Below are 22687 nucleotides of genomic sequence, written 5' to 3' on the forward strand. Positions count from 1 at the left end.
CGACAGAGCCCGAGCCCCTCGAGCAGCAGGCGGAGTCGCGTCTTGCGCAACGTGCTGAAGCCTGTGTTCCGGAGAACGCGAGCAAGTACTCCTGCAGCGTTGCGGTGGCGAGCTGTTGGAGAGTCTCGGCGAATTCGGGGCAGATCGCGTCGAGAGCGAAGATCGCCGCGATCTGGTCCAGCTCGTCTCGGGTGGCCGAAATTTCAGCTGGGGTTGAATCTGGTCGCGGCGCGCACGCGTCGGTGTCGTTCGAACTCGACCTGCGGTTGGCTCGAGAGCGTGATGTAGGTCATGCGCTGGTTCAGTTCTTGGTCAGGCGCTCCTGCTCGGAGCCGCGAGCGGGTATCGCATCTCGGAGCGCGTCCCAGCCTAGAAGCGATCGAAGTTGTTGAGCCATCGTCCCAGCGGATCGTCGAGGTCGATGAGCTCGCCGCAGCCCCAGTCGACCTCTGCTTGCCCGCGGGTCCGGACGCAAGGAAAGGGCGCGCGGCTGTGCTTGTCGAACTGTCGGATCGTGAAGTCCACGACCGCCTCGTGCTCGGCGAGCAGGACGGCGTGGTGAAAGCCTCCATCCCCCACCCATTCAATGATGCGCGCGGCGCGCCCGGCAGCGTCGTCGACGCTGCGCAGTGCTGCGATGAACCGCGCGCTGGCTCTCTTGCAACGTCCCGATGCCTCACCGGACTGCTGTAGTTGATCGCCCACCGGCGAGTTGCGAAAGAGCTCGATGGCCGTGCGGGCAGACAGGGAGAGATCGTCAAACCCGATGGTCCGATCGAGGCGGTCGAGCCAGCGAGGGCGGAGCGGTGCGGTGAGCGTGAGCTCGGCCTCGGCGCGTGGTGGGTCTTCGACCACGCGGATGATCTCGCCGGGTGTGTCGCGCGGGAGATCAAAGGCGATAACGATCTGACCGCCGGACAGGTCGTTGTGGATGGCCGGGGTCGTTGCGATGAAGACGCTGCCGGTACCGCCACGACGGGTGACAAGGACTCGCTCTGCGGGATCGGTCGGCAGGGCGGGGCGAAGTTCACCGGCCGCCAGGATCTGCTCGGCGGCGGCCACCGAAGTTGCGTGGTAGACCCGAACGGTGGAGGCATCAGCAGCAGAGGCTCCGTTGGCGAACAGCGTATTCAGAACGTCGTCGTCCATCGACGCCCTCCGCTCTCGCCGCTGTACGTCACGTCGCCGCCGCCGCGAACTGGCACAGCATGTTGACCAGCTTCATCTGCTCGACCGTCGAGCACCGGGTCGACATCAGCCGGGGCGAGCACACGACGACGGCCAGCGCCTGCGCGCGCGAGACGGCGACGTTGAGCCGGTTGCGGTTGAAGAGGAAGTCCATGCCGCGCGGGACATCCTCGCCGGAGGAGCTGGCCATGGAGAAGAACACGACAGGCGCCTGCTGGCCCTGGAACTTGTCCACCGTGCCGACGCGGACTCCTTCACGCAGCGCTCCGCGCAACGTCCGGACCTGCGCGTTGTATGGCGCGACGACGAGGATGTCTTCGAGGTCCAGGGCGCGAACGGTGCCGTCGCGGTCGGTGAACGTCCCGCCGTCGAGGAGGTCCTCAACGGCAGCGGCGACGATCGCAGCCTCCTTCTCCGAGCGTTGGCGGTTGTCGCTGTGCTCAACGGTCAGCAGACGCAAGCCCGTCCCCGAGAGCCCGGGTGATGCAACAACTTGGCGGCTGCATGCGTCGATTGGAAGGAGCGCGCCGTCGTACATCGCGTCCGACACGAAGCGGCAAACGTCGGGATGCATGCGCCAGGTCCGATCGAGGAAGACCCCGCGGTCCCGCGCGATCGTCTGGGCTTCGCCGAACACGTGCTCGAGGACGGATGCCCCGGATCCATGCAGGTGGGTGCCATGGCTGACATGGGGGAGTTGCTGGGGATCACCCAGGAGCACGATGCTCTTCGTCCCTTGCGAGACGGCGATGGCGTCCGCGAGGGAGACCTGGCCGGCTTCGTCGACGAAGAGGACGTCGACGTCTTCGAACACGCTTTCCCTGGCCCAGAACCACGAGGTCGCGCCGAGGAGCTGTGGCGGGTCCCGCTTGGACGGGCTGGCCGAGCAGGTGACGGTGTCGCTCGCGTAGTTGCCATCGTCGTTCTCGCCCTTCTTCTTCCAGCCGGCGAACGAGAAGCCGGTCTCCGCGGCGTAGTCGTCCACGTCCTCCAGGAACTTGGCGATGGCCTTGTGCGCCGTGGCCATGACGCCGATGCGCAGGCCGTGGCGCCGCATCAGCTCCACGGCGACACGCGCGCCCAAGAACGTCTTGCCGGTTCCGGGTGGGCCCTGCACCACGAGCACGGAGCGGTTCAGACCCGCGGCCTGCTCCACGAGGGTGTCGAGTTCGATCGGACCCTCTGTGAGCGCCGGAGTTCCGGGCGTGAACCGCGGCGCGCGCCGCAGAAGCAGATCGGTCGCCGCGTCGAACCGGTCACACGGATCGAAGCCGTCCTCCGAGAGACGATCGGCAAAGCGGAACAGCGCGTCCTTCTGCGCGTTCGTCGGGACCGGCATGCCTGGGATCAGGCGGGCCGGCGGGGCGTCGCCGTGCTTCTTCGCCCGCTTGACCGAGAGCGTCCGCTCCCGCGGATCCAGTGCCTCGATCGTCACCCCGTACCCGTCGTCGCCCGCGTCCGGATCCCACGCGGAACCTTCGTGCAACTTGTAGTCCTGCGGCGGGAACGACAAGTGCCAACGCCAGTTCGCTCCCTCCTCTTCGCGCTCTCGTCCCGGAACCGGCCGGAGCCCGGCGATCGCGGCGCTGTCGTCCCGGAGATCGTCGTCGCTGCTGTCGGCTCGTGCGAAGAACTCCCAGTACTCGGGCTTGTCCTCACGCTCGTGGTAGCCGACGAGATCGAACGCGAGGCGCCGGACACGCTGTTCGTCGTCGTCCTCCGATGCGTCGTCCGGGAGGCCGGTCGCCAGTTGCTCGCGCGCTCGCTCCAGCCGTGCCCGGTACTCCAGCTGCGTCCTGCTCGCGTCGCGTCCCGGCTCGGGCTCCAGCCTGTCCAGCGCGACCCCGAACTCCGCCTCGGCGTCGTCCCGCAGATTCCAGAGCCACTCCCGCAGCGCCAGTGTCGATCGGCAGTCGTCCTCGTTGTAGGTCGCGATCGCGTCGAGCAGGTTCGGCTCGCCACTGTCCAAGTACTTCTGCCAACGGCGAAGGGAGCCGATCGCGCCATCGTCCGCACCTCGGCGCACGTAACCGAACGCCGGCTCGATCGCCTTCAACCCGTATGACTCGGTGCCGATCCGCACGCCCTGCCGGACGACCGGCAGCAGGTCGACGAAGATCTTGCGCCGAAGAAGGTCGTCGACCTCGGGCGAGCATGTCGAGTGACGGGTCATCAACGTCTTGACCGCGGTCGGCTCGTAGGAGTTGTAGTGGAACACGTGCAGGTCGGGATGGCGTTCGAGACGCTCGGTGATCCAGCCCATCCAGTCCTCGAACTGGTCCTTCTCCTCGGTGCGAGACGTTGCCCATCGAGCCTCGTAGACCCACTTCGACCCGTCGCTGTACAACGTGCCGAAGAGGTACTCGAGGCCGTCGTCGCCCCAGAACGGATCGCCCTCGAAGTCGAAGAACACGTCGCCCGCCGACGGCTGCGGCAGGCGCGCCAGCCCGCGGTCATGCTCCGGTTCGAGCAGCTCGTGCAGCGGCCGGTCGTGACCGCGGCTGCGGACCTGGAGATCGGCCTGGGCCCGCAAGGAGCGCAGGGTCCCGTCCGCAAGTCGCGAGATCTTCGTCTCCGGTGCGAGTCCTGCGAGGCCCGGCACGGTGTGGACCTCGTGCCCCTCGAGCTTCAGCCCCTGGGCTCGGCGGAGGTTCGCCACCAGCGACAGATGATCATCAGCCCGCCGTCGCTTCGCGCAGTGCAGCCACCATGGGCAGAAGTCGCAGTCGGCCACCGGGTACGGGTAGTCGACGTCCGCGTCGGCCGGCTCCAGCTCGTCGCGCCGCTTCAAGAAGCGGGAGCGCACCCGTTCGGCGTAGGCCTGGAACTCGCCAGGCGGGTATGCGAGCGACTCCCCGCTGCCGAGCGCGAGATGGATCGACGCCGGCGCCCGGCCCTGCAGCTGCGCCAGCTGCTCGTTGTAGAACAGCAGCTGGAAGATGTGGCGGGGCTGAGGATGGCTCCCCAGCTTGGCGTCATGGACCTCGTAGGACCAGGAGCCCAGGTTCGAAGGCTCCTCGACGCGGACGAGGAAGTCGGCGTACCCGACCCAGTCATCGTCGGCCAAGCAGGCCTGGTGGATGACGCTTGCACCGGCGGACATCGCTTCGCGCGTGGCCTCGAGCCGCGCGGCGATAGGGCCGGTGGTCGCGATCTCCACCACCTCACGGCCACCCTCGGCCAAGCGCTCGAGCACCTCCCGCTCGTGCCGCTCACCGCGTTCGATGAGCAGCGTCGCGTCCGGTCGCAGAGGCTCGGCCTCCAGCTCGCCGCGGAGATGTCGTAGGTCGAGGTACGTCCGGTGCTCGCAGCCGAGGAACTGGTTGAGCGATGAAGGGGAAAGGCGTCGATCGGGCATCGTGAAGCGCGGAGCGAAGAGCGGCGCTCGCTGATCCTGACGCAACAGAGCCAATTACGCCACAACGCACCGGTCAACGGTGTACGGTGCCGACCGGGATGGACCGGCTGCGTGAGAGCGACTACGTCGTCGTCGACGTCGAGACGACAGGGTTCGCCGCTGATCGCGGTGATCGGATCGTCGAGATCGCGCTCCTGCGATGCCGCCCGGGACACGGCGTGGTCGGGCGCTTCGTCACGCTGGTCGATCCGCAGGTGCCGGTGCGCGCCCGGTGGGTCCACGGCATCCGCGCCGACGACGTGCAGCGGGCGCCCAGGTTCGTCGACATCGCCGCTGAGGTCCGACGCCGCCTGGAGGATGCCGTCATCGTCGCGCACAACAGCCGCTTCGACCTCGCGTTCCTCGACGCCGAGCTGTCTCGTTCCGGGAGTGCGCTTCCCGAGAGCCCGACGCTCTGCACGATGGGGTTGACCGCACGCCTCGGTCTCCCTGTTCCGGGGCGTTCGCTTCGCTCCTGTTGCGAGCACTTCGCGATCCAGATCGATCGCGAACACGGCGCAGAGCACGACGCTCAGGCGGCCGCGCAGCTGCTTTTACGCCTGCTGCGCGAGGCGCTCACTCGCGGCTGGGACGACCTGGAGGATCTGGGATGCGTGCCTGCGGTGCGCCGCGCGGACGCGCCCCGGCGGTCGCTCCCACAGCCCCCAGATGCCGCGCCCGCGCATCGGCGACTGGTCACAGCAGCGCGGACGCTCGGGGACACCTGGCCGGTGGCTGACGCAGACGTCGCGGCGTACCTCGACCTCCTCGATCGCGTGCTGGCCGATCGCGTGGTCACCACCGCGGAGGTCGATGCCCTGGCCGCGATGGCGCGGCGATGTGACCTGGAGGTCAACGTCGTCGCGGCGGCACACCGCGAGTACCTCGGGCGGCTGGTCGCCGCTGCCTGGGATGACGGCGTCCTGTCGGATGACGAGTTGCGCGACATCGCCGAGGTCGCGACCCTGCTGGGCATCGCACCTGGCGAAGCTGCCGAGCTGAGCTCACCAAGGAGGCCTGCATGGGCATCGTGATCGTCATCGCTGCGATCGGGGGGATCGTCTGGTTCTACGCGCGGCAGACGCGGCAGAAGCCGCCGATCACGGCCGAGCAGCAACGGGCGCCCGAGACCGCTATCCGGCGCGTGGAGCCCACCGTCCGCCCGGTGGCGCCTGCACGGAGGCGCTCCGGGGGACCCGCTCGGTGGGTGCCGCTCGATCAGACCGTCGAGGTCCACGGCCTGGTCCTGCCCGGCGGCCTGTACGTCGGCGACCACCTGGAAGCGGTCGCGCAATGGCGAGGCGACGAGCCTGCGCTCATCGACCCGCGCAAGCCTGTCGACCTCCGGCGCCCGGACGTCGACGGCACGCACATGAGCTACTGGCCGTCGTACGGGGACATCCACCCTGCGTCGCGCGCTGGCTACCTGCGCTGGCTCGAGGCGGGTCGTCCCGGCGGGGCGTACATCGGCTATGTCTTCCTGTTCTTCTACGGCATCGAACGCCGCGTCATCCGCGACATCGCGGCGAACAGCAACGGACGGAGCGAGCTGCCCGCCCTGCTGGCCGAAGTGGAGCGGTTGCTCGGGCTCTACGCCGACAACGGCTCGTTCAGCAGCTACGCGGGCGACTTCGTCGCCACGGCGAAGCTCACCGCCGGCCCGCTCGACCTCTCGACGCTCGTGCCCTCGCGCGAGCGCGTGGGCTGGGACCTGCCGATCGAGCTCAAGCTCGCCGCCGGAGCGGCGGCGGCTGCCGACGAGCCGCTGTCCGCCGACTGGGCGCTTGCGTGGGCGCTGCACCACCCGGAGATTCCGCTTCGCACCCCGGCGACGCGCTGCGCCGACGAGTTCGCCGAGCTGTTCTGCCTGCGCTACCGCGAGAAGCACGGCGAGGGATTCAGGATTAAGGCCAACAAGTCGCCCCTCAAGCTCGAGTACCGCCCTGCCTCGGCGTCCTTCGGAGGCCCGATCGCTCTGACGACTCCTGACCTCCCGGATGTCACGCGCCTGGCGGGGCCGACGCGCAGGCTGGCCGACCTCGTCGAATCCGTGACCGCGGACCTGGGTGGGTTCAGCCGGTACGTCGGGCGCCACGAAGACCGCACGTCGGCGCGCGCGGTCGCGCTGCTGCCGCCCGAGCTCGCCGGCGCTCGGGCGCCGGCCGAGCTGGTCGAACTGCTCCATGCGATCCCGGAAGATGGGTCGGTCCCGCTCGCCTCGAGCCGGTTGACCGCGCTGCTCGATGGCGAAGGCAAGCTGTCAAAGCGCGATGCGATCGCCGCCGCTGCGCTGCTCGAGGGTCACGGCATCGGCCTGGAGCCCGACATCCGGGTCGGGACCATCAACTTCTCGCACCATCCCCAGGCGATCGTCTGGCGGGACGCTGACGCGGCGACCGCCACGGTCGGTGGCGGATACGCCGCGGCGACCGTGCTGCTGCACCTCGGTGTCATGGTGGGAGCGAGCGACGGCGAGGTCAGCGTCGTCGAGCAGGAGCAGCTCGAAAAGGCGCTGGAGCAGGCCTTCGACCTGCCCGCCGCCGGACGACGCCGGCTGAGGGCCCACCTGCATTGGCTGGTTGAGGTCCGGCCTGGGATCGCAGGTCTCAAGGCACGGGTGGGAGACCTCGACCAGCAACAGCGGTCGCTCATCGCGCGGTACCTCGTGGCGGTCGCCGGCGCCGACGGGCACGTCGCCCGGCAGGAGGTCGACATGTTGCGCAAGCTGTACGGAGTCCTCGGTCTCGAACCCGACGACGTCCACCGTGATCTGCACGGGCTGGCGTCGGAGCCGGTCACCGTCATCGCCGCCGACCGTGACGCCGGCGACTTCGCCCTGCCCGGCGAGGTCCGCCTGGACCGGCGGCGCCTCGCCGAGGTGATGTCCTCGACGCAGCAGGTCGCGGAGGTGCTCACGGCGGTGTTCGTGCCCGACGACGTCGAACCCGAGGCGGACGCCGGTGACGTCGTGGCCGAGGACGACGGCGAGTCGGTCGCCGGTCTCGACGGTCCCCACGCCGCGCTCCTGCAGCGCCTCGCAGTTCAGGAACGGTGGTCGCGCGAGGAGCTCGATGCGCTGGCCGGCGAGCTAGACCTGCTCCCCGGAGGCGCGATCGAGACCATCAACGACGCCGCGTTCGCCATCGCCGACGCGCCGCTCATCGAGGGTGACGACCCGATCGAGCTGGACAGCCACGTCCTCAAGGAGATGCTCCATGTCTGACGCCAGAATCCGACCCCGCGATCGGGACGCGATCCTGCAGTCGCTGGCCGCGGGCGTCGTCCCGCGGCGCGGCCAGCAGCACATCCAGGTCGGTCGCGCGCTAGAGGTCACGGCGCTGATCGAGGATCTGCGGCGCATCGCCGACGGCGGCAGCGCAGTGCGCTTCATCATCGGCGAATACGGTGCGGGAAAGAGCTTCTTCCTCCAGCTCGTGCGCTCCATCGCCCTGGAGAAGAACCTCGTCACGGTGCACGCGGACCTGACGCCGGACCGGCGGTTGCACGCGACCGGCGGCCAGGCGCGGACCCTGTACGCCGAGCTGACGCGCAACCTCGCCACCCGAACGAGTCCGGAGGGCGGTGCGATGGCGGCCGTCGTCGAGCGGTTCGTCTCATCCGCGCTCCAAGAGGCCAAGAGCGCTGGCGTGCCGGTCCAGGAGGTCATCGACGGCCGGCTCGCCGGGCTCGCCGAGATGGTCGGCGGCTACGACTTCGCCGGGGTGATCGGCGCCTACTGGCGCGGCCACGACGAGGGCGACGTCGCGCTCAAGGACGCCGCCGTGCGCTGGTTGCGCGGCGAGTACACCACCAAGACCGATGCGCGCCGCGACCTCGGCGTCCGGACCATCGTGGACGACGCCAACGTCTACGACCAGCTCAAGCTCATGGCGCGGTTCGTCGTCCTCGCCGGCTACGCCGGGTTGCTCGTCGGCCTGGACGAGCTGGTCAACCTGTACAAGTTGGCCAGCACCGCGGCGCGTCGCAGCAACTACGAGCAGATCCTGCGGATCGTCAACGACTGCCTCCAAGGCGGTGTGGAGCACCTCGGGTTCCTGATGGGCGGCACCCCGGAGTTCCTGACCGACACCCGGCGCGGGCTCTACAGCTACGAGGCGCTCCAGAGCCGCTTGGCCGAGAACGCGTTCGCCACCGGCGGACTACGTGATCTCTCGGGCCCCGTGATCCGCCTGCAGAACCTGACCCAGGAAGAGCTGTTCGTCCTCCTCCAGCGCCTGCGGAACGTGCAGGCGGGAGGCGATGCGTCGCAACACCTGATGCCCGACGAAGGGCTCGAGGCGTTCATGCAGCATTGCTCTGGTCGCCTGGGCGATGAGTACTTCCGGACGCCGCGCACGATGATCAAGGCCTACCTCCAGCTCCTCGCGGTCCTCGAGCAGAACAGCGACGCGGACTGGCGGGTGCTGCTCGGCCAGGTGGATGTCGAGGTCGACCGCGGAGCGGAGGCCGATCTTGTCCCGCGTGAAGGACCGGACGCGGTCGACGACGAGGAGCTGACGAGCTTCCGGCTGTGAGCGACGGTGGCGTTCCGCGCCGCTCGTCCGGCTTCGATCGGCTCAGCGAGCGGATCCGGCGGTGGGCCTGGCGTCAAGGGTGGGAGGGACTGCGGGACGTCCAAGAGCGGGCGATCGAGCCGATCCTCGCGGGCCGTGACGTCGTGCTCGCATCGGCGACGGCATCGGGGAAGACCGAGGCCGCGTTCCTTCCGCTGCTCTCGCGTCCGGCCGACGAACGGGGACTCCGGGTCCTCACGCTGTCTCCGCTCAAGGCGTTGATCAACGATCAGTGCCGGCGTCTGGAGCCTCTCGGCGATACGCTCGGGATCCCCGTGACGCCATGGCACGGCGACGTGCCGCAGGCGCGCAAGCGGACGTTGCGCGTCCGGCCGGCGGGGATCTTGTTGATCACGCCCGAGTCGATCGAGGCGATGCTTGCCACTCGCGGGAGCGGAGCGGCGGCGTTCTTCGGGAGCCTCGACTACGTCGTCGTTGACGAGCTGCACAGCTTCATCGCGACTGAGCGCGGGCGCCAGTTGCAGTCGCTGCTGCATCGTTTGGAGATGGTGATCGGGCGCCCGGTCCCGCGGGTCGGCCTGTCCGCGACGCTCGGGGATCTCGGGCAGGCGGCGCGGTTCCTCCGGCCGGACGGCCTCTTGCCGGACATCGTCGAGTCGACGGTTGCCCGCCGCGATGTGAAGCTCCAAGTGCGCGGCTACTGCGGCGACGGCGACGGGGCGAACGACCACCTCTACGGCGTGGTCGCGCGCGGGACGCACATCATCTTCGCGAACCAGCGCGCGGAGGTCGAGGTCCGCGTCCAGGAGCTCAAGCGGCGGGCAGAGGGAGACGGTCGGTCCGGCGACGCGTTCTGGGCTCACCACGGCAGCCTGGCGAAGGAGCTGCGCGAGGATGCGGAGACGGCGTTGCGCGACGCCCGCGACACGACGGTGGTTGCGACGACGACGCTCGAGCTGGGCATCGATGTCGGCAGCGTCGACACGATCGCGCAGCTCGGCGCGCCACCGTCGGTGTCGTCGATGCGCCAGCGGCTCGGTCGCTCGGGACGGCGCGAGGGGGATTCGTCGGTCCTGCGGATCTACGCAGAGGAACTGCCGCTCACCGCGCGTACGCCGCCGCAGGACCAGCTGCGCGAGACGGTCGTGCAATCGGCCGCGATGGTGCAACTGCTCGTAGAGGGCTACAACGAGACCCCGCGGCGAGGCGCGCTGCATCTGTCGACGCTCGTCCAGCAGGTCCTGTCGCTCGTGGCGCAACGAGGTGGCATCCGCGCCGACGATGGATGGCGGGCCCTGTGTGCAACGGGGCCGTTCCGGGAGGTGACGCCGGCGCTGTTCACGTCTTTGCTTCGAGACCTCGCCGACCACGACCTACTCTCCCAGATGCACGACGGGACGATCGTCCTCGGCCTGGAGGGCGAGCGTGTTGTCAATCACTATGACTTCTACACGGCCTTCGTCACCTCCGACGAGTACCGGCTCGTCGCCGGCACCCAGACGATCGGCACGCTGCCGGTGACCCGGCCTATCGCGATCGGGGACCTCATGCTCTTCGCAGGGCGCCGCTGGCGCGTCACGGACGTCCGGGGCCGTGAGCGGATCATCGAGCTCGTCCCGGCGCCTGGCGGAAAGGCGCCGGCGTTCGGCGGCGCCGGTGCAGCGGTCGACGACGCTGTGCGCGCGCAGATGAGGAAGCTGTACGAGAGCGACGGCCTGCCGACCTTCGTCGACGGTGGCGCTCAGGAGCTGCTGGCCGAGGGACGCCGGAGCTTTCGCCGTCTCGAGCTGGCGGAGCAGCCTGTCCTGGCCTGGGGTGACACCGTCGTGGCGTTCCCCTGGATCGGCGATCGCGCGCTCAACACGCTGGCGCTGATGCTGGCGAGCCGGGGACTTCGCGCCGCGCCGGACGGTGTGGCGGTCCTGGTCCAAGATGCTGCGGTGGGCGAGGTTGTTGACGCCCTCCGCGCCCTGGCGCAGGCGCCGCCTGAGGCGAGCACGCTCACGGAGAAGGTGCAGAACAAGCAGTTGGAGAAGCACCACTGGCGTCTCGGGCCGGAGCTGCTGGCTGCGGACTACGCGTCGAGCCGGCTCGACATCGCCGGAGCGGTGCGGGCGGCGGCGAACCTACTACCGGTCGGCGGCTGAGCTCGCAACCGAGAATACCCTGAGCGCCAATCGCGGTGTCCCTCGTTCGAGTGAGCGAGCCGACGCGGGTAAGAGACATTGAGCGCGCCTGCCATGCGCTCCGCGAGAGAATCCACGCCAAGTCGCGGCCGGGCTATGTCGCGGGCGAGCGGCGTTGGAGCGTCTGAGGAGCCCCGTGACACGGTCCCATTAGGCCACGATCAGGCCATGGAATCCGAAAGTGGCGCGTAGGCGCTCAGTTTCGGCGCTTCGCAGACAAAGTAAAGGCGCCGATTTCCAGCGCCTTTCGCGAGTGGCGAGTCCCGGACTCGAACCGGGGACACCACGATTTTCAGTCGTGTGCTCTACCAACTGAGCTAACTCGCCGTGACGCGGAAGGGTACCGCGGGGGTTAGGGTCGGTGACGTGAGGGTGCCAGGGCGTGTGGTGGCGATTGGTGGGGGTGTTGCCGTCGTCGTTGTGGTGGTCGTTGTTGTGGTGCTGCTTGTGGGCAGGGGTGGGGGTGGCGGGGCTCAGCCGGCGGGGGATCGGCTGGGGGAGGCGTTGAGTTATGCGCCCAGTAGCTCGGAGGCGGTGGCGGAGTTCAGCGTGGAGCCGTCGGATCCGCAGGGGGTGGCGTTGCGGAGGTTGGCGAGGACGTTCCCGGCGGCGCGGTTCGGGGCTGGGCAGGTGCGGGTGGGTGTGCAGGGGTTGGGGTTGGATCCGGACGCGGACCTGCCCGCGCTGCTGAACGGGCCGGTGGTGGCGTGGGGGCCGTCGGGGGCGGTCGTTGCGTTGGGGCGGTCTATCAGCGCGCTGCGGTTGGAGCTCGGACCGGTCGTAAGGGCGGGCGTCACGGTGGCGGTTGTGGGCCGGGGTGGAGACGATGTCAAGGACGTTCTTGATCGTGTCGCTGACAGGCAGGGCAGCAAGTGGGTCTTGAGGGGCGGGGGTGTTGTTGGTGTTGAAGGGGCGGATGTGATCCTGGGCAGGGATGCGGCTGCCGTCGATGCGGCGATCGCGGTGCATCGGAGTGGCGCGGGGCTGACGCGGCGGACGTTCGCGGAGAGGTTGGGGCCGCTCGCGCGCACCCCGGCGCTGATCCGCGCGGTCGCGAACGCGCGGAGCGTCGTCGCCCCGAAGGCCGCCGGCGTGAAGTGGGTCGACGCGCTGCGCGAGGGCGCGCTCGCGCTGAGCCTCGAAGGACGCGCCCTGAAGCTGCGCGTGCATCTCGCGACCGACCCGAGCACGCTCACCGACGCGGACCTGCCGATCGCCCCGGGCGCGGAGGCGCCGAGGCCGGCGCCCGGCTCACGGCCGATCTACCTCGCGCTCCGCAACCTCGGCCAGAGCATCAAGGTCTTCGACGGCGCGCGCGACCAGCTGCAGTTGTCGTTCTTGGACGGCGTCAAGAGCGCGCTGAGCACGCTCGACTCCGTCAAGGGTCCGCTCAGGACCTTCGGCAGGATCGATGTCGATGGCCTGATCGGCCAGCTCACCGGCACGACGACGATCACCGAGGAGGCGAAGCCGAACACGTTCGCCCTCCGCTCCGAGATGCAGGACGGCGGCCCGCTGCGGACGGCGCTGAACCGGCTCGCCGCGATCCCGGACTTCGCGCTCAGGCTCGCCAGGGTCGACCTCAACGTCAGGCGCAGCGGCGACGCCTACATCATCACCAAGAGCGGCAAGGCCATCATGAAGGTCGCCGTGCTCGGCAACACGCTGGTCATCGCCAACGACCAGGCCGCCGGGCTGCGCGCGATCGCGGACCGAGCGCCGGAGCCCGCGAGGACCGAAGGCGCGCTCGTCGCCCACGCCGACGGCAGCGCGGTGCAGGACGAGATCATCCGCCGCTTCGACCTCCCGAGCCTCGCGAGCATCGTGCTCGGTGGCTTCGGCGATCTCGACGCCTCGGCCCGCGCGGAGCGAACGGGCCTCGACCTCACCGCCGCGCTCGCCCTCAACGGGTGAGCGCGGCGGCTGCGGCCGAAGGAACTACTGGCCGAAGGCCATCACCTGATGGATGCCCGTCGGCTTGTTCGTGTACTGCATGTTGAACAGCGGAAGCGGCGTGTAGTTGACCATCGTGGTCTTCTCCGTCCACTTCGTCGGGTCGGTCGTGCCCTGCGAGGAGGACAGCGACTTGCCGGCCGAGGCCAGCGCCGACCACAGCTCCTTCGAGCACGTCGACACGGAGCCGTCGCCGCAGTACTTGGTGGAGTACTTGCCCTTGACCGACTGGCCCAGCTCGGTCCGGAAGTCCTTCCACATGTACTGGTGCCAGCCGCTGTACTGACCGCCGGGCGGGGCCGAGGCGATCGGCTGAAGGGCCGATAGCGACGCGCAGGCCGCGGAGCCCAGCTTGTCGCACAACCCAGCGGTCGCGATCTTCTTCCAGGCGGTGTCCAGGATGATCGCGCCCGGGTTGTCGATCTTGCCGTCGAGGTTGCTGTCGACGCGTGAGCCGCCCGCGGTGTACCAGTCGTCGAGGACCTTGACGATCGCGGTCGCCTGCGCCGACGGCGACTTGCCCTTGGCCAGCATCTTCTTCAGCGTCGGCCAGAACTGCGTCTCGCGGACGTCCTCGGTCGCCGCCGCGTTGGCCGAGGCCAACACCTGCAACAACGTCGCCTTCGGGTAGCGCCTCAACTCGCCGTTGAGCATGTTGACGCGCTGGATGCCGCCCTCGGACCCGAACCGCGAGTCCGACGCCGGCCAGCCCGCGGCCGGCTTGTTGTTCCAGTTGACGATGTAGCCCGACGACGGGTTGACGACCTGCGGGTGCTGGGACGACTTCAGCTCGCCCCTCCACTCGTACGACCCGCGGCCGTCGACCGGCAGCTCCGGGTTGACGCCGCTCGCACGCTTCGGCAGCGCGCCCGCGGTGTAGAACGCGGACTGCGTGTCGCTCGCGTAGAACGAGTTGAACGTCTGCGGCGTTTTCGCCGCGGCCTTGATGAAGTCCGACGCGCTGTGCACGCGGCCGTACGTCAGGTCCTGGTTGAACAGCTGGTCGACCGTCTCACGCCCGTAGGACGAGCGCTTCTGCGACAAGGCCACCAACTTGCCGGTCTTCGCGTTCTTCGCGTACCCGATCACCGGACCGTGGACCGTGCGCAGGAACGCCGCCTTCACCGAGGACGAGCCCTTGGTGATCGTGCCGGCGTCGACCTTCTCCATGGACTTGCACTTGCCCTTGTAGGAGTACTTGGTCTTCGAGCCGCCGCACAGCGTCTCCGCGTACGTGTCGATGATGTCGCCGTCGGCGCTGGTCAGCGTCCACGCGTAGTTCGCGCCGTGGCCGATCAGCATGTAGCCCGGGAACGGGGCCGACGTCACGCCCTCGACGTTGAACGACGGCGACGACAGCTGCATCTCCATCGTCAGGCCGGGGTAGTTGTAGCCGATCTGCGGGCCGCCGACGAACAGCGGCTTGCCGGTCGCGGACTTGGACCCGGACACGATCAGGATGTTCGACGCCTCGTGGCGCAGGCCCGTCGAGCCGACCGAAGCCGCGCGCGCCGAAGCCGACGACGCCCTCGCGCCCGGCAGCCTGATGAACGTGTTCTTGAACGTCCCGGCCGTCAGGCCGACCTCGCCCGGCGCGTCGCCGGTCCTGACGGTCCCGCCCCACGAGAACCTCTTCGTGGTCGTGACCGCGGCCTCGGGGTCGTTGCGCCCCTGCAGGTCGGCGAACATCTTCGCGCCGTTCTTCGAACCGAACTTCTTCTGCAGCTGGTTCAGGAACAGGGCCTGAGCGGTCTCGTTGCCACCGCCCTCACCCAAGAACTGGGACTTGACCGCGTTCAAGGCGTAGATGTCGGTCCGCGTGTACGGCGCGGTCGTCGGCGACGTCGCCTCGCGCTGGGCGTTCATGCCCGCGAGGTACGTGTCGATGTCGTTCAACAACTGCCTGCCCTGCGCGCCGGCCGCCTCGATGTTCTTGGTCTGCAAGTCGGTGACCTGCTTGACCAGCGACGGGTTCGGCTTGAAGTTGTACAACCCGAGGATCAGGTCGATCGCCTGCACGCCCGGCAGATCGATCAGGCCGACGATGCCGTTGTAGCGGGCCTGCGTCAGCAGCAGCCCCTGGTCGGTCGCGACCACGTAGCCGGCGCCGAACGTGGCGCCCGCGTCGGTCGACGAGTAGATGTGCGGGACGCCGTAGGCGTCGCGCTTGATCGTCGCGCTCACGGCGCCCGCGGTCGGCGACGTGCCGCTCACGGTCTGCGAGGACTTGAACGACGGGTCGTTCTCCGGCAGCAGCGCGGCGGACTTGTAGTAGCCGTTGCCGTCGGTGCTCGGCGTGAGCACGTCGGCGGGCAGGTTCCGGAACAGCGGGGTGATCCGGTCGTACATCTTGGCCTGCGTGTCCGCGGGCAGGATGCCGGGGGTCGAGGCCCACGGAACGCCCGGGGCGACCTCGCCGTGGGGGACGATGTTCAGCGTCGTGTCGGCGAGTGCCGACGAGGCCGCTGGGAAGAACGCTGCGACGGAGACAGCCGCTGCAGCGAGGATGGCGCGCTTGGGAAGCACGAAGTGGACCCTCCTCCGAGTCTCTGGGACCCGAGTGACAGTACTTGACGCCCTGTCACAGCGGCGCACTTGCGCCACCAGGGTGCAAGAGCGCTGACGCGCCGCGCCTACTTGTCCCAGGCCTGCAGCTGCGCGAGCGGGTCGATCACGGTCGACTGCGCGGTGCGCCGCCAGCCGCCGAGCCAGATCTCGAAGTGCAGGTGCGGGCCGGTCGCGTCGCCGGTGTGCCCGACCTGGCAGAGCTGCTGGCCGGCGCTCACGGCCTGCCCGACCGCGACCGCGAACGTGTCCGCCTTGCAGTGCGCGAAGAAGAACGAGCGCCCGTCGGCCGCGTCCTCGGTGAGGTAGAACCCGGCGGCGCTGGCCTGGTAGTCGCGGGCGACGATCGTCCCGGCCTCGGGCGCGACGACCGGCGTGCCCTCGGCGGCCAGGACGTCCTGGCCCTGGTGGGTGTGCCCGACGCGGCCGGCGCCGAAGCCGTCCCCGTAGGTGTGCGGGCCGGCGACCGGGAAGACGCCGCCCGTGACCCCGGGGTTCGTGGGCGCGGTGACCGGCGGGGCGACGACCGGCGGCGGGGCCGGGGCCGGGGCCGGCCTGGTCCTGACGGTCAGCGAGGACTTGCCGGACGCCCTGGCGCGGCGCAGCAGCTGCCCGCCCGCGGGGCCGGCGGCGTGCAGCGCGACGTCGTAGACGCCGGGCCTGAGCGCGACCGACGACGGCCACCTCGGGTGCAGCAGCCGGCCCGTCCGGATCCGGCCGAGCGGGACGACCGCGACCGTCCCGTTGCGGTGCACCGGCCGGAAGACGACGCGCGCCGTGACGGACCTGACGCCGCGCTGGTCGATCCGGACCGCCAGCGTCGGGGGCGTGCCCTCGGTCAGCGTGTGGCGCCCGATCCGGAACACCGTCGCGATCGGGTGCGCGGCGCTCGGCCTGCCGTTGGGCTGGCCGAACTCGGCTCCGCCCGCGTGCGCGGTCGGGTACGACGCCGCTCCCACGCCCGCAGCATGCGCGCCGCCGGGCAGCGCGGCGGCCACGGCCAGGAGGACGGCGAAGGGGACGGCACGACGCATCTCCCCCTAGACGTTCGGACCCGAGCGAACTACCGGACAGGGGTGAAAGATGTCTTGCAGAAGACGGGCGCGTCAGCGGTCGAGCATGCGCTTCAACATCTCCTTGGCCCCGTCCTTGGCCAAGGGGTCGTTCAAGTTCCCGCACTTGGGGGACTGCACGCACGACGGGCAGCCGGACCTGCACCTGCACTCGGAGATCAACCGGTAGGCGTCGCCGACCAGGCGCTCGAAGCCGATGAAGCCCTGCTGGGTGATGCCGACGCCGCCGGGGTGGCCGTCGTAGATGAAGATCGTCGGGCCGCCGGTCTGCGGGTGGATGTTGGTGGACAACCCGCCGATGTCCCAGCGGTCGCACATCGCGAGCAGCGGCAGGACGGCGATCTGCGAGTGCTCGGCGGCGTGGAGCGTTCCCAGGAGCAGCTCCATCGGGAAGTCGTCCTGCAGCAGGTCGTGGTCGAGCTCATACCAGAGCGCCTGGGTCGAGAACGTGGTCTCGGGCAAGTCCAACACGTTGAGATCAATCGCCTCGTGGTCGGGCAGCCGCTTGCGCTGGTAGGCGATGACGGTCTCGGCGACCGTGACCATCCCGAACGACAACTTGACGCCCATCGTCTCGCGCTGGTCCAGCAGGCGCTCGATGTAGGTGTCGGTCTCCTTCTTGGGCTGGGTGTACCAGTTGCCGTTGAAGGGCTCGACCAGCGCGCGCCGCGTCGACAGGTCCAGCTCGGCGACCGAGTACGAGCGCCCCATGTGCAGGTAGATCGCGCCGTCGTGCACGGTCGTGAACGCGCGCGCCGAGTCGACGGTCCCGAGGATCTCGCCGCCGCTGACGTCGACGACCGCGAACGCGTCCGGCGATCCCGACCGCAGCGAGACCCGCGCGGCCGGGTAGTCCTCCGGCCGCCGCAGCGAGAACCCGTTCGCGCGCTCGATCAGCTCGCCAACGCCGACGAGGTGCTCGCAGTTCGCGCGCGTGCGCGCGCCGAAGAACGCCTCGTCGCGCTCGGGCACGATCGGCCACTCGTGCGCGGCGCAGAGCAGGTGCGGGTCGTGGATCCGCTCGTTCTCGTAGTTGATGATCGCCGCCTCGACCGGGCGCTCCAGGAACTCGTCCGGGTGGCGGCAGAAGAACTGGTCCAGCGCGTCCTCGCCGGCGACGTAGACCGCCAGCCCGCGGCCGCGGCGCCCGGCGCGGCCCCACATCTGCTTCAGCGACGCGACCGTCCCCGGGAACGTCACGACGACCGCGGCGTCGAGGGCGCCGATGTCGATCCCGAGCTCGAGCGCATCCGTGGTCACGACGGCCAGCAGGTCGCCGCTCACCAGCCGCGCCTCCAGCTCCCGCCGCTGCTGCGGCGTGTAGCCCGCGCGGTACGGCGCGACCCGGTCGCGCAGCGCCGGATGCGCGTCCGCGAGCTGGTCGGCGACGAGCTTCGCCACCAGCTCCACGCCCTTGCGCGACTTGACGAAGCAGATCGTCCGCGCGCCCTTGACCACCAGCGACGTGACCATGTCGGCCGCCTCCGCCATCGCGGAACGGCGCGTCTGCAGCGCCTCGTCGGTGACCGGCGGGTTCCACATCGCGATCTGCCGCGCCGACCCCGGCGCGCCGTCGCGGTCGACGTGCGCGAAGCCGTCGATGCCGGTCAGGTCCTCCGCCAGCTCGACCGGGTTGGCGATCGTCGCGGACGCCATCAGGATCAGCGGCTCGCGCCCCGAGTACGCGACGCACACGCGCCGCAGCCGCCGCAGGACGTTGCTCACGTGCGACCCGAAGACCCCGCGGTAGACGTGCGCCTCGTCGACCACCACGACGTCCAAGTTCATGAAGAAGTCCGACCACGACGCGTGGTTCGGCAGGATCCCGGTGTGCAACATGTCCGGGTTGGTCAGGATCAGGTTCGCGCGCTTGCGGATCGCGCTGCGGTCCTCGCGCTTGGTGTCGCCGTCGTAGATCGCCGGGCGCACGGAGCGGCCCAGCCGGAACGACGCGATCGCCCGCAGCTGGTCCTGGGCCAGCGCCTTCGTGGGGTAGAGGTACAGCGCGCGCGCCGTCGGGACCGAGCACAGCGTGTGCAGTGCCGGGATGTTGAAGCACAACGACTTGCCGGAGGCGGTCCCGGTCGTCACGACGAACGGCGACCCGGACGCCGCGACCTCGACCGCCTCGGCCTGGTGCGCGTAGAGCTCGGCGATCCCGGCGTCGGTCAACCCCTTCACCAACGACCGGTGCAGCCCCTCCGGCAGCGGGCGCAGCAGCGGCGCTCGCGCGCCCTCGTAGGCCTGGCGGACCAGGCGCTCGTCCTCGCGCCCGTCGGCGAGCAGCTCCGCCCAGGGTTCCTGGGAGGCGGTCGTCGCCACTAGGCGCTGGCCGGGAGCCGCGCGACGCGCAGCCAGAACTCCCGGAACGCGCGGACCGTGTCGAGGTAGCTCGTGAACGCCGTCGGCTTCGTCACGAAGCTCGACGCGTGCAGGTCGTAGGCCTTGTCGACGTCCGTCGGCGTGGTCGACGTGGTGAACACCACGACCGGCAGCCGCCGCAGGCGCGGGTCGACGTCCTCGCGCAGCGCGCGCAGGACCTCGAAGCCGCCCATGCGCGGGAGGTTGAGGTCCAGGACCACGAGGTCAGGGTGCGCGGCGCCGGCGAACTCGCCCTCGCGGCGCAGGAACGACAGCGCGTCCTCGCCGTGGCGGACGACGTCGAGCGCGATGTCGGGCTCGGTGTCCGAGAGCGCCTCGCGCAGCAGCTCGATGTCCGACTCGCTGTCCTCGACGACGAGCAGTCGCTGGAGCGGCGTCATGTCCTGGTCTCTCCTTGCAGCGTGACGATGAACGTGGAGCCCTCGCCGGGGGTCGACTCGACCCGGACGGTGCCGCCGTTCGCTTCGACGATCTTCTTGACGATGGCCAGGCCCATCCCGGTCCCAGGGTACTCCTCGGCCGTGTGCAGCCGCTGGAACAGGCCGAACACGCGCTCGCGGTGGTGCGGCTCGATCCCGATCCCGTTGTCGCTGATCGCCAGCTCCCAGCCGCCGTTGCCGTCCCGCGCGGCGCTGGCCCGGACCACCGGAGCGACGCCGGGGCGCCGGTACTTCAGCCCGTTGCCGATCAGGTTCTGCAACATGGAGGTCATCTCGCGCGGGCGCGCGCGCACGGTGGGCAGCTCGCTGCGCTGCACCGTCGCGCCCGCGTCGTCGATCGCGTGGCGGAGGTTGGCGACCGCCAGGTCCCACGCGTCGTCCAGCGCGACCGCCGCGGCCGCGCGCTCGTCGTCGCCGGCGCTGCCCGTGCGCGAGTACTCCAGCAGGTCGCTGATCAGGTGCGACATGCGCTCGGCGGCGTCGGAGACGAAGCCCAGCCACGACTTCGCCCTGTCGTCGAGCGCGTCGCCCGCGCGCGAGCCGAGCAGCCCGGTGTAGGACGTGATCGTCCGCAGCGGCTCCTGGAGGTCGTGCGACGCGAGGTAGGCGAAGTGCTCCAGCTCCTCGTTGGAGGCCTTCAGCTGCTCCTCGCGCTCGCGCAGCTCGACGGTCATGTCCTCCGCCAGCGCGACCGCGCGGCGGCGCGACGTCGCGAGCGTGCGCAGCAGCGCCGCGGCCAGCAGCGCGACGAGGATCCCGGCGATCCCGATCAGCCACGGCACCGCGCGCTCGCCCGAGGACAGCGACGAGCCGGGGCGCGTGTAGGCGATCGCCCAGCGGCGCCCGGCGACCTCCAGCGTCTCCACGTGTGTGTGGGCGCTGTTGCTGATGTCCTTGCCGCGCTTGTCGGGGCGCAGGTCGAACGCGACCGCGCGCGGGGTGATCGGCGTGCCCGCCGGGACCGTCGCCGACGGGCCCTGGTCGTAGACCTCGACCCGGGCGCCGTCCATCGGCCCGAGGATCCCGCGCAGCAGGTTGTCGATCCGGAACGCGGCGTAGACGACGCCGGCCCAGCGGCGCGGCTCGCCGGTGCGCGGCGGCCCGCCGTAGACCGGGACGAACAGGTCGATGCCCAGCGACTCGCCGCCGGTCTGGACCAGCTCGATCGGCGCGGTCGACGCGGGGTCGCCGGTCTGGCGCGCGAGCAGCGCGGCGGTGCGGCGCCTGGGCTCGCTGAGGAAGTTCAGCCCGAACGCGCGGCCGTTGCCGGGCGGCGGCTCGAGGTGGTCGACGATCAGCGCCTCGGACTCGGCGGCACCGAGCTTCGGGTAGGGCCGGAACGGGCCGTAGCCCCTCAACCTGGAGGCCTTGATCGCCGCGCGCGTGCGGCGCGTGTAGTCCGGGATCCCGGCGCGCGGGACGTAGGACGCCGAGCCGATCACCTGCACGCCCGGGAAGCGCCTGGCGATGTCCTGGTCGGCGAAGTAGTCGTGGAACTCGCGGTAGGACACCGTGTTGCTCGCCGCGTACAGGCCGGCCGCGCCGCGCAGGACCTGGCCGTAGTCGTCCATGCGCCGGTCGATCGCCGCGACCGCGTCCTGCGCGTCGCCGGTCAGCTGCTCGCGCTGGCGGTCGTGGACGTGGCGCGCGGCCGTGTAGGTCGCGACGGCGGTCAGCAGCAGCAGGGCGGCGAGCAGGACGGCGGGCGCCATCCGCGTGAGCGCGCTCGGCGACTGCGGGTCACGCGCCGGCATCGGCCTCCTCGGAGCGGCCGCCGCCGAAGCGCTCGCGCATGCGGACCCAGAAGCCGGGCCGCTCGGGGCGGCGCGGGCGCCAGCGCGCGGGCGGCGGGACGGTCGTCCGGACGAGCGCGACCCAGTCGTCGAGCGGCAGCTCGCCGCGCGTCAGCAGCGCCAGCCCGCTCGTCACCGGGGCTTCCACACCATGCTGCTCCAGCGCGTGGGCGAGCAGCGGGACGCCCTCCATCGCCTCGACCGCCTGGCCGATCCGCTCCGGGATCTCGGCGGCCGGGACGCCGTCGGCCAGCAGCTCGCCGGCCCTGCGGTTGCGCGACTGCGGCGCGAGCGCGGTCGCGACGAGGTCGCCGGTCCCGGCCAGGCCGATGAACGACTCCGGCCGCGCGCCGAGGCCCTCGGCGAACCGCCAGACCTCGGCGAAGATGTGGCCCGCCGCGGCGCCCGCGGCGTTCAGGCCCTGGCGCTCGGTCGCGCCCGCGGCCAGCGCGGCGGCGTTCTTGGCGGCACCCGCCAGCTCGACGCCGACCGGGTCGTTGGACGCCTCGCAGACGACGCCGGCCTTCTGGAAGAACGACGCGAGCGCCAGCGCGAGCGCCTCGTCGGCGCTGGCCGCGACCAGGCCCGCGCCCTCGTGGACCATCTCGGCCGCGTGCGCGGGACCGCCGACGCAGGCGACGCGGTCGGCGCCGAACTGCGCGGCGAGGCGCACCGTCGGCGGCGTGCCCTGCGGCGGCACGAGGCCCTTGGCGAGCGAGACGACCGCGGCGCGCCGCGGCAGCCCGGCGGCGGGCAGGCCGGAGATCACGGCCTCCAGGCCCTTCGACGGGACCGCGAGCAGGACGTAGTCCGCGCGCGCCAACCCGGCGCCGACGGCCTCGATCCGGAGGTTCTGCGGCAGCTTCACGCCCGGCAGGTAGGCCTGGTTCTCGCGGTCGGCGACGAGCCGGTCGGCCTGCTCCTGCGTGCGCGCCTGCAGCGTCGTCCGGACGCCGCCGCGCGCGAGCAGCACGGCGATCGCGGTCCCGAACGAGCCCGCGCCGACGACCACGGCGCGGCGGGCGCCGGGCGTGGGAAGCGAGAGCGACGGCCGGGGGCGGTCGGGCATCGCCCGCGAGCCTAGTTGGCGGGCGCGCGGGACGGCACCGTCGGTGCGCCACGTGGGACGCGGGCGCCCCGGCTGGGCTCAATGGCTGAGACGTCCGGCCGATGAC

Annotated in this window: 13 protein-coding genes and 1 tRNA gene; 5 read left to right on the forward strand and 9 right to left on the reverse strand. The window is 70.6% G+C overall.

The window, feature by feature from the left end:
- Positions 1-369: 369 nt before the first annotated feature.
- The gene (locus H030_RS0104790) at positions 370-1149 is read right to left on the reverse strand and encodes a hypothetical protein (protein ID WP_027005293.1); all 780 of its coding nucleotides are present in this window, start codon (positions 1147-1149) and stop codon (positions 370-372) included.
- A gap of 28 nt (positions 1150-1177) precedes the next feature.
- Positions 1178-4546, reverse strand: coding sequence for a TM0106 family RecB-like putative nuclease (locus H030_RS0104795; RefSeq protein ID WP_027005294.1), 3369 nt, complete (start codon positions 4544-4546; stop codon positions 1178-1180).
- 98 nt (positions 4547-4644) lie between these two features.
- Here H030_RS0104795 and H030_RS0104800 point away from each other — a divergent pair, with 98 nt between their 5' ends.
- Genes H030_RS0104800 through H030_RS29300 form a run of 4 tightly spaced genes read left to right on the forward strand, consistent with a single transcriptional unit; the run spans position 4645 to position 11267 of the window.
- Positions 4645-5619 carry a 3'-5' exonuclease gene (locus tag H030_RS0104800; protein WP_027005295.1) on the forward strand — a complete coding sequence of 325 codons (975 nt, stop codon included), beginning with the start codon at positions 4645-4647 and terminating at the stop codon, positions 5617-5619.
- On the forward strand, positions 5607-7808 hold the full coding sequence (locus H030_RS0104805; RefSeq protein WP_027005296.1) for a TerB N-terminal domain-containing protein: 2202 nt from the start codon (positions 5607-5609) through the stop codon (positions 7806-7808). The genes H030_RS0104800 and H030_RS0104805 overlap by 13 nt, the downstream gene beginning before the upstream one ends.
- Complete coding sequence (locus H030_RS0104810; protein ID WP_027005297.1) at positions 7801-9120, forward strand: ATP-binding protein; 1320 nt, start codon at positions 7801-7803, stop codon at positions 9118-9120. The genes H030_RS0104805 and H030_RS0104810 overlap by 8 nt, the downstream gene beginning before the upstream one ends.
- The gene (locus tag H030_RS29300) at positions 9117-11267 is read left to right on the forward strand and encodes a DEAD/DEAH box helicase (RefSeq protein WP_035125875.1); all 2151 of its coding nucleotides are present in this window, start codon (positions 9117-9119) and stop codon (positions 11265-11267) included. Before H030_RS0104810 ends, H030_RS29300 begins: the two co-directional genes overlap by 4 nt.
- A gap of 293 nt (positions 11268-11560) precedes the next feature.
- Here the strand turns inward: H030_RS29300 and H030_RS0104820 are convergent.
- Positions 11561-11633: transfer RNA gene (locus H030_RS0104820), tRNA-Phe, on the reverse strand.
- Between the two features lie 552 nt (positions 11634-12185).
- On the opposite strand from H030_RS0104820, the gene H030_RS0104825 reads away from it, so the two are divergent.
- Positions 12186-13220 carry a hypothetical protein gene (locus tag H030_RS0104825; protein ID WP_155891838.1) on the forward strand — a complete coding sequence of 345 codons (1035 nt, stop codon included), beginning with the start codon at positions 12186-12188 and terminating at the stop codon, positions 13218-13220.
- Positions 13221-13244: 24 nt separating this feature from the next.
- On the opposite strand, the gene H030_RS0104830 is transcribed toward H030_RS0104825, so the two are convergent.
- The 6 genes from H030_RS0104830 to H030_RS29315 form a co-directional block, all read right to left on the reverse strand.
- Entirely contained in the window at positions 13245-15785 is a 2541-nt protein-coding gene (locus tag H030_RS0104830) for a penicillin acylase family protein (protein WP_027005299.1), read from the reverse strand.
- 107 nt (positions 15786-15892) lie between these two features.
- The gene (locus tag H030_RS36330; RefSeq protein ID WP_027005300.1) at positions 15893-16858 is read right to left on the reverse strand and encodes a M23 family metallopeptidase; all 966 of its coding nucleotides are present in this window, start codon (positions 16856-16858) and stop codon (positions 15893-15895) included.
- A gap of 72 nt (positions 16859-16930) precedes the next feature.
- Positions 16931-19219 carry a DEAD/DEAH box helicase gene (locus tag H030_RS0104840; protein WP_027005301.1) on the reverse strand — a complete coding sequence of 763 codons (2289 nt, stop codon included), beginning with the start codon at positions 19217-19219 and terminating at the stop codon, positions 16931-16933.
- A complete protein-coding gene (locus H030_RS0104845) occupies positions 19219-19659 on the reverse strand; it encodes a response regulator (RefSeq protein ID WP_027005302.1) in 441 nt (146 codons plus the stop codon). The genes H030_RS0104840 and H030_RS0104845 overlap by 1 nt, the downstream gene beginning before the upstream one ends.
- A complete protein-coding gene (locus H030_RS36335) occupies positions 19656-21473 on the reverse strand; it encodes a sensor histidine kinase (RefSeq protein ID WP_051221713.1) in 1818 nt (605 codons plus the stop codon). The genes H030_RS0104845 and H030_RS36335 overlap by 4 nt, the downstream gene beginning before the upstream one ends.
- On the reverse strand, positions 21460-22581 hold the full coding sequence (locus H030_RS29315) for an NAD(P)H-dependent glycerol-3-phosphate dehydrogenase (protein ID WP_196809002.1): 1122 nt from the start codon (positions 22579-22581) through the stop codon (positions 21460-21462). Before H030_RS29315 ends, H030_RS36335 begins: the two co-directional genes overlap by 14 nt.
- Positions 22582-22687: the final 106 nt, after the last annotated feature.

Origin of the sequence: Conexibacter woesei Iso977N (genome assembly GCF_000424625.1) — a bacterium.
Taxonomy (GTDB): Bacteria; Actinomycetota; Thermoleophilia; order Solirubrobacterales; family Solirubrobacteraceae; genus Baekduia; species Baekduia woesei_A.

What these genes read in the sequence shown, in the direction of transcription:
- H030_RS0104810 (WP_027005297.1), top strand. Translation starts at nt 7,801, where the DNA reads ATGTCTGACGCCAGAATCCGACCCCGCGATCGGGACGCGATCCTGCAG.
- H030_RS36335 (WP_051221713.1), bottom strand. Translation starts at nt 21,473, where the DNA reads ATGCCGGCGCGTGACCCGCAGTCGCCGAGCGCGCTCACGCGGATGGCG.
- H030_RS29315 (WP_196809002.1), bottom strand. Translation starts at nt 22,581, where the DNA reads ATGCCCGACCGCCCCCGGCCGTCGCTCTCGCTTCCCACGCCCGGCGCC.
- H030_RS36330 (WP_027005300.1), bottom strand. Translation starts at nt 16,858, where the DNA reads ATGCGTCGTGCCGTCCCCTTCGCCGTCCTCCTGGCCGTGGCCGCCGCG.
- H030_RS0104845 (WP_027005302.1), bottom strand. Translation starts at nt 19,659, where the DNA reads ATGACGCCGCTCCAGCGACTGCTCGTCGTCGAGGACAGCGAGTCGGAC.
- H030_RS0104795 (WP_027005294.1), bottom strand. Translation starts at nt 4,546, where the DNA reads ATGCCCGATCGACGCCTTTCCCCTTCATCGCTCAACCAGTTCCTCGGC.
- H030_RS0104800 (WP_027005295.1), top strand. Translation starts at nt 4,645, where the DNA reads ATGGACCGGCTGCGTGAGAGCGACTACGTCGTCGTCGACGTCGAGACG.
- H030_RS0104790 (WP_027005293.1), bottom strand. Translation starts at nt 1,149, where the DNA reads ATGGACGACGACGTTCTGAATACGCTGTTCGCCAACGGAGCCTCTGCT.
- H030_RS0104805 (WP_027005296.1), top strand. Translation starts at nt 5,607, where the DNA reads ATGGGCATCGTGATCGTCATCGCTGCGATCGGGGGGATCGTCTGGTTC.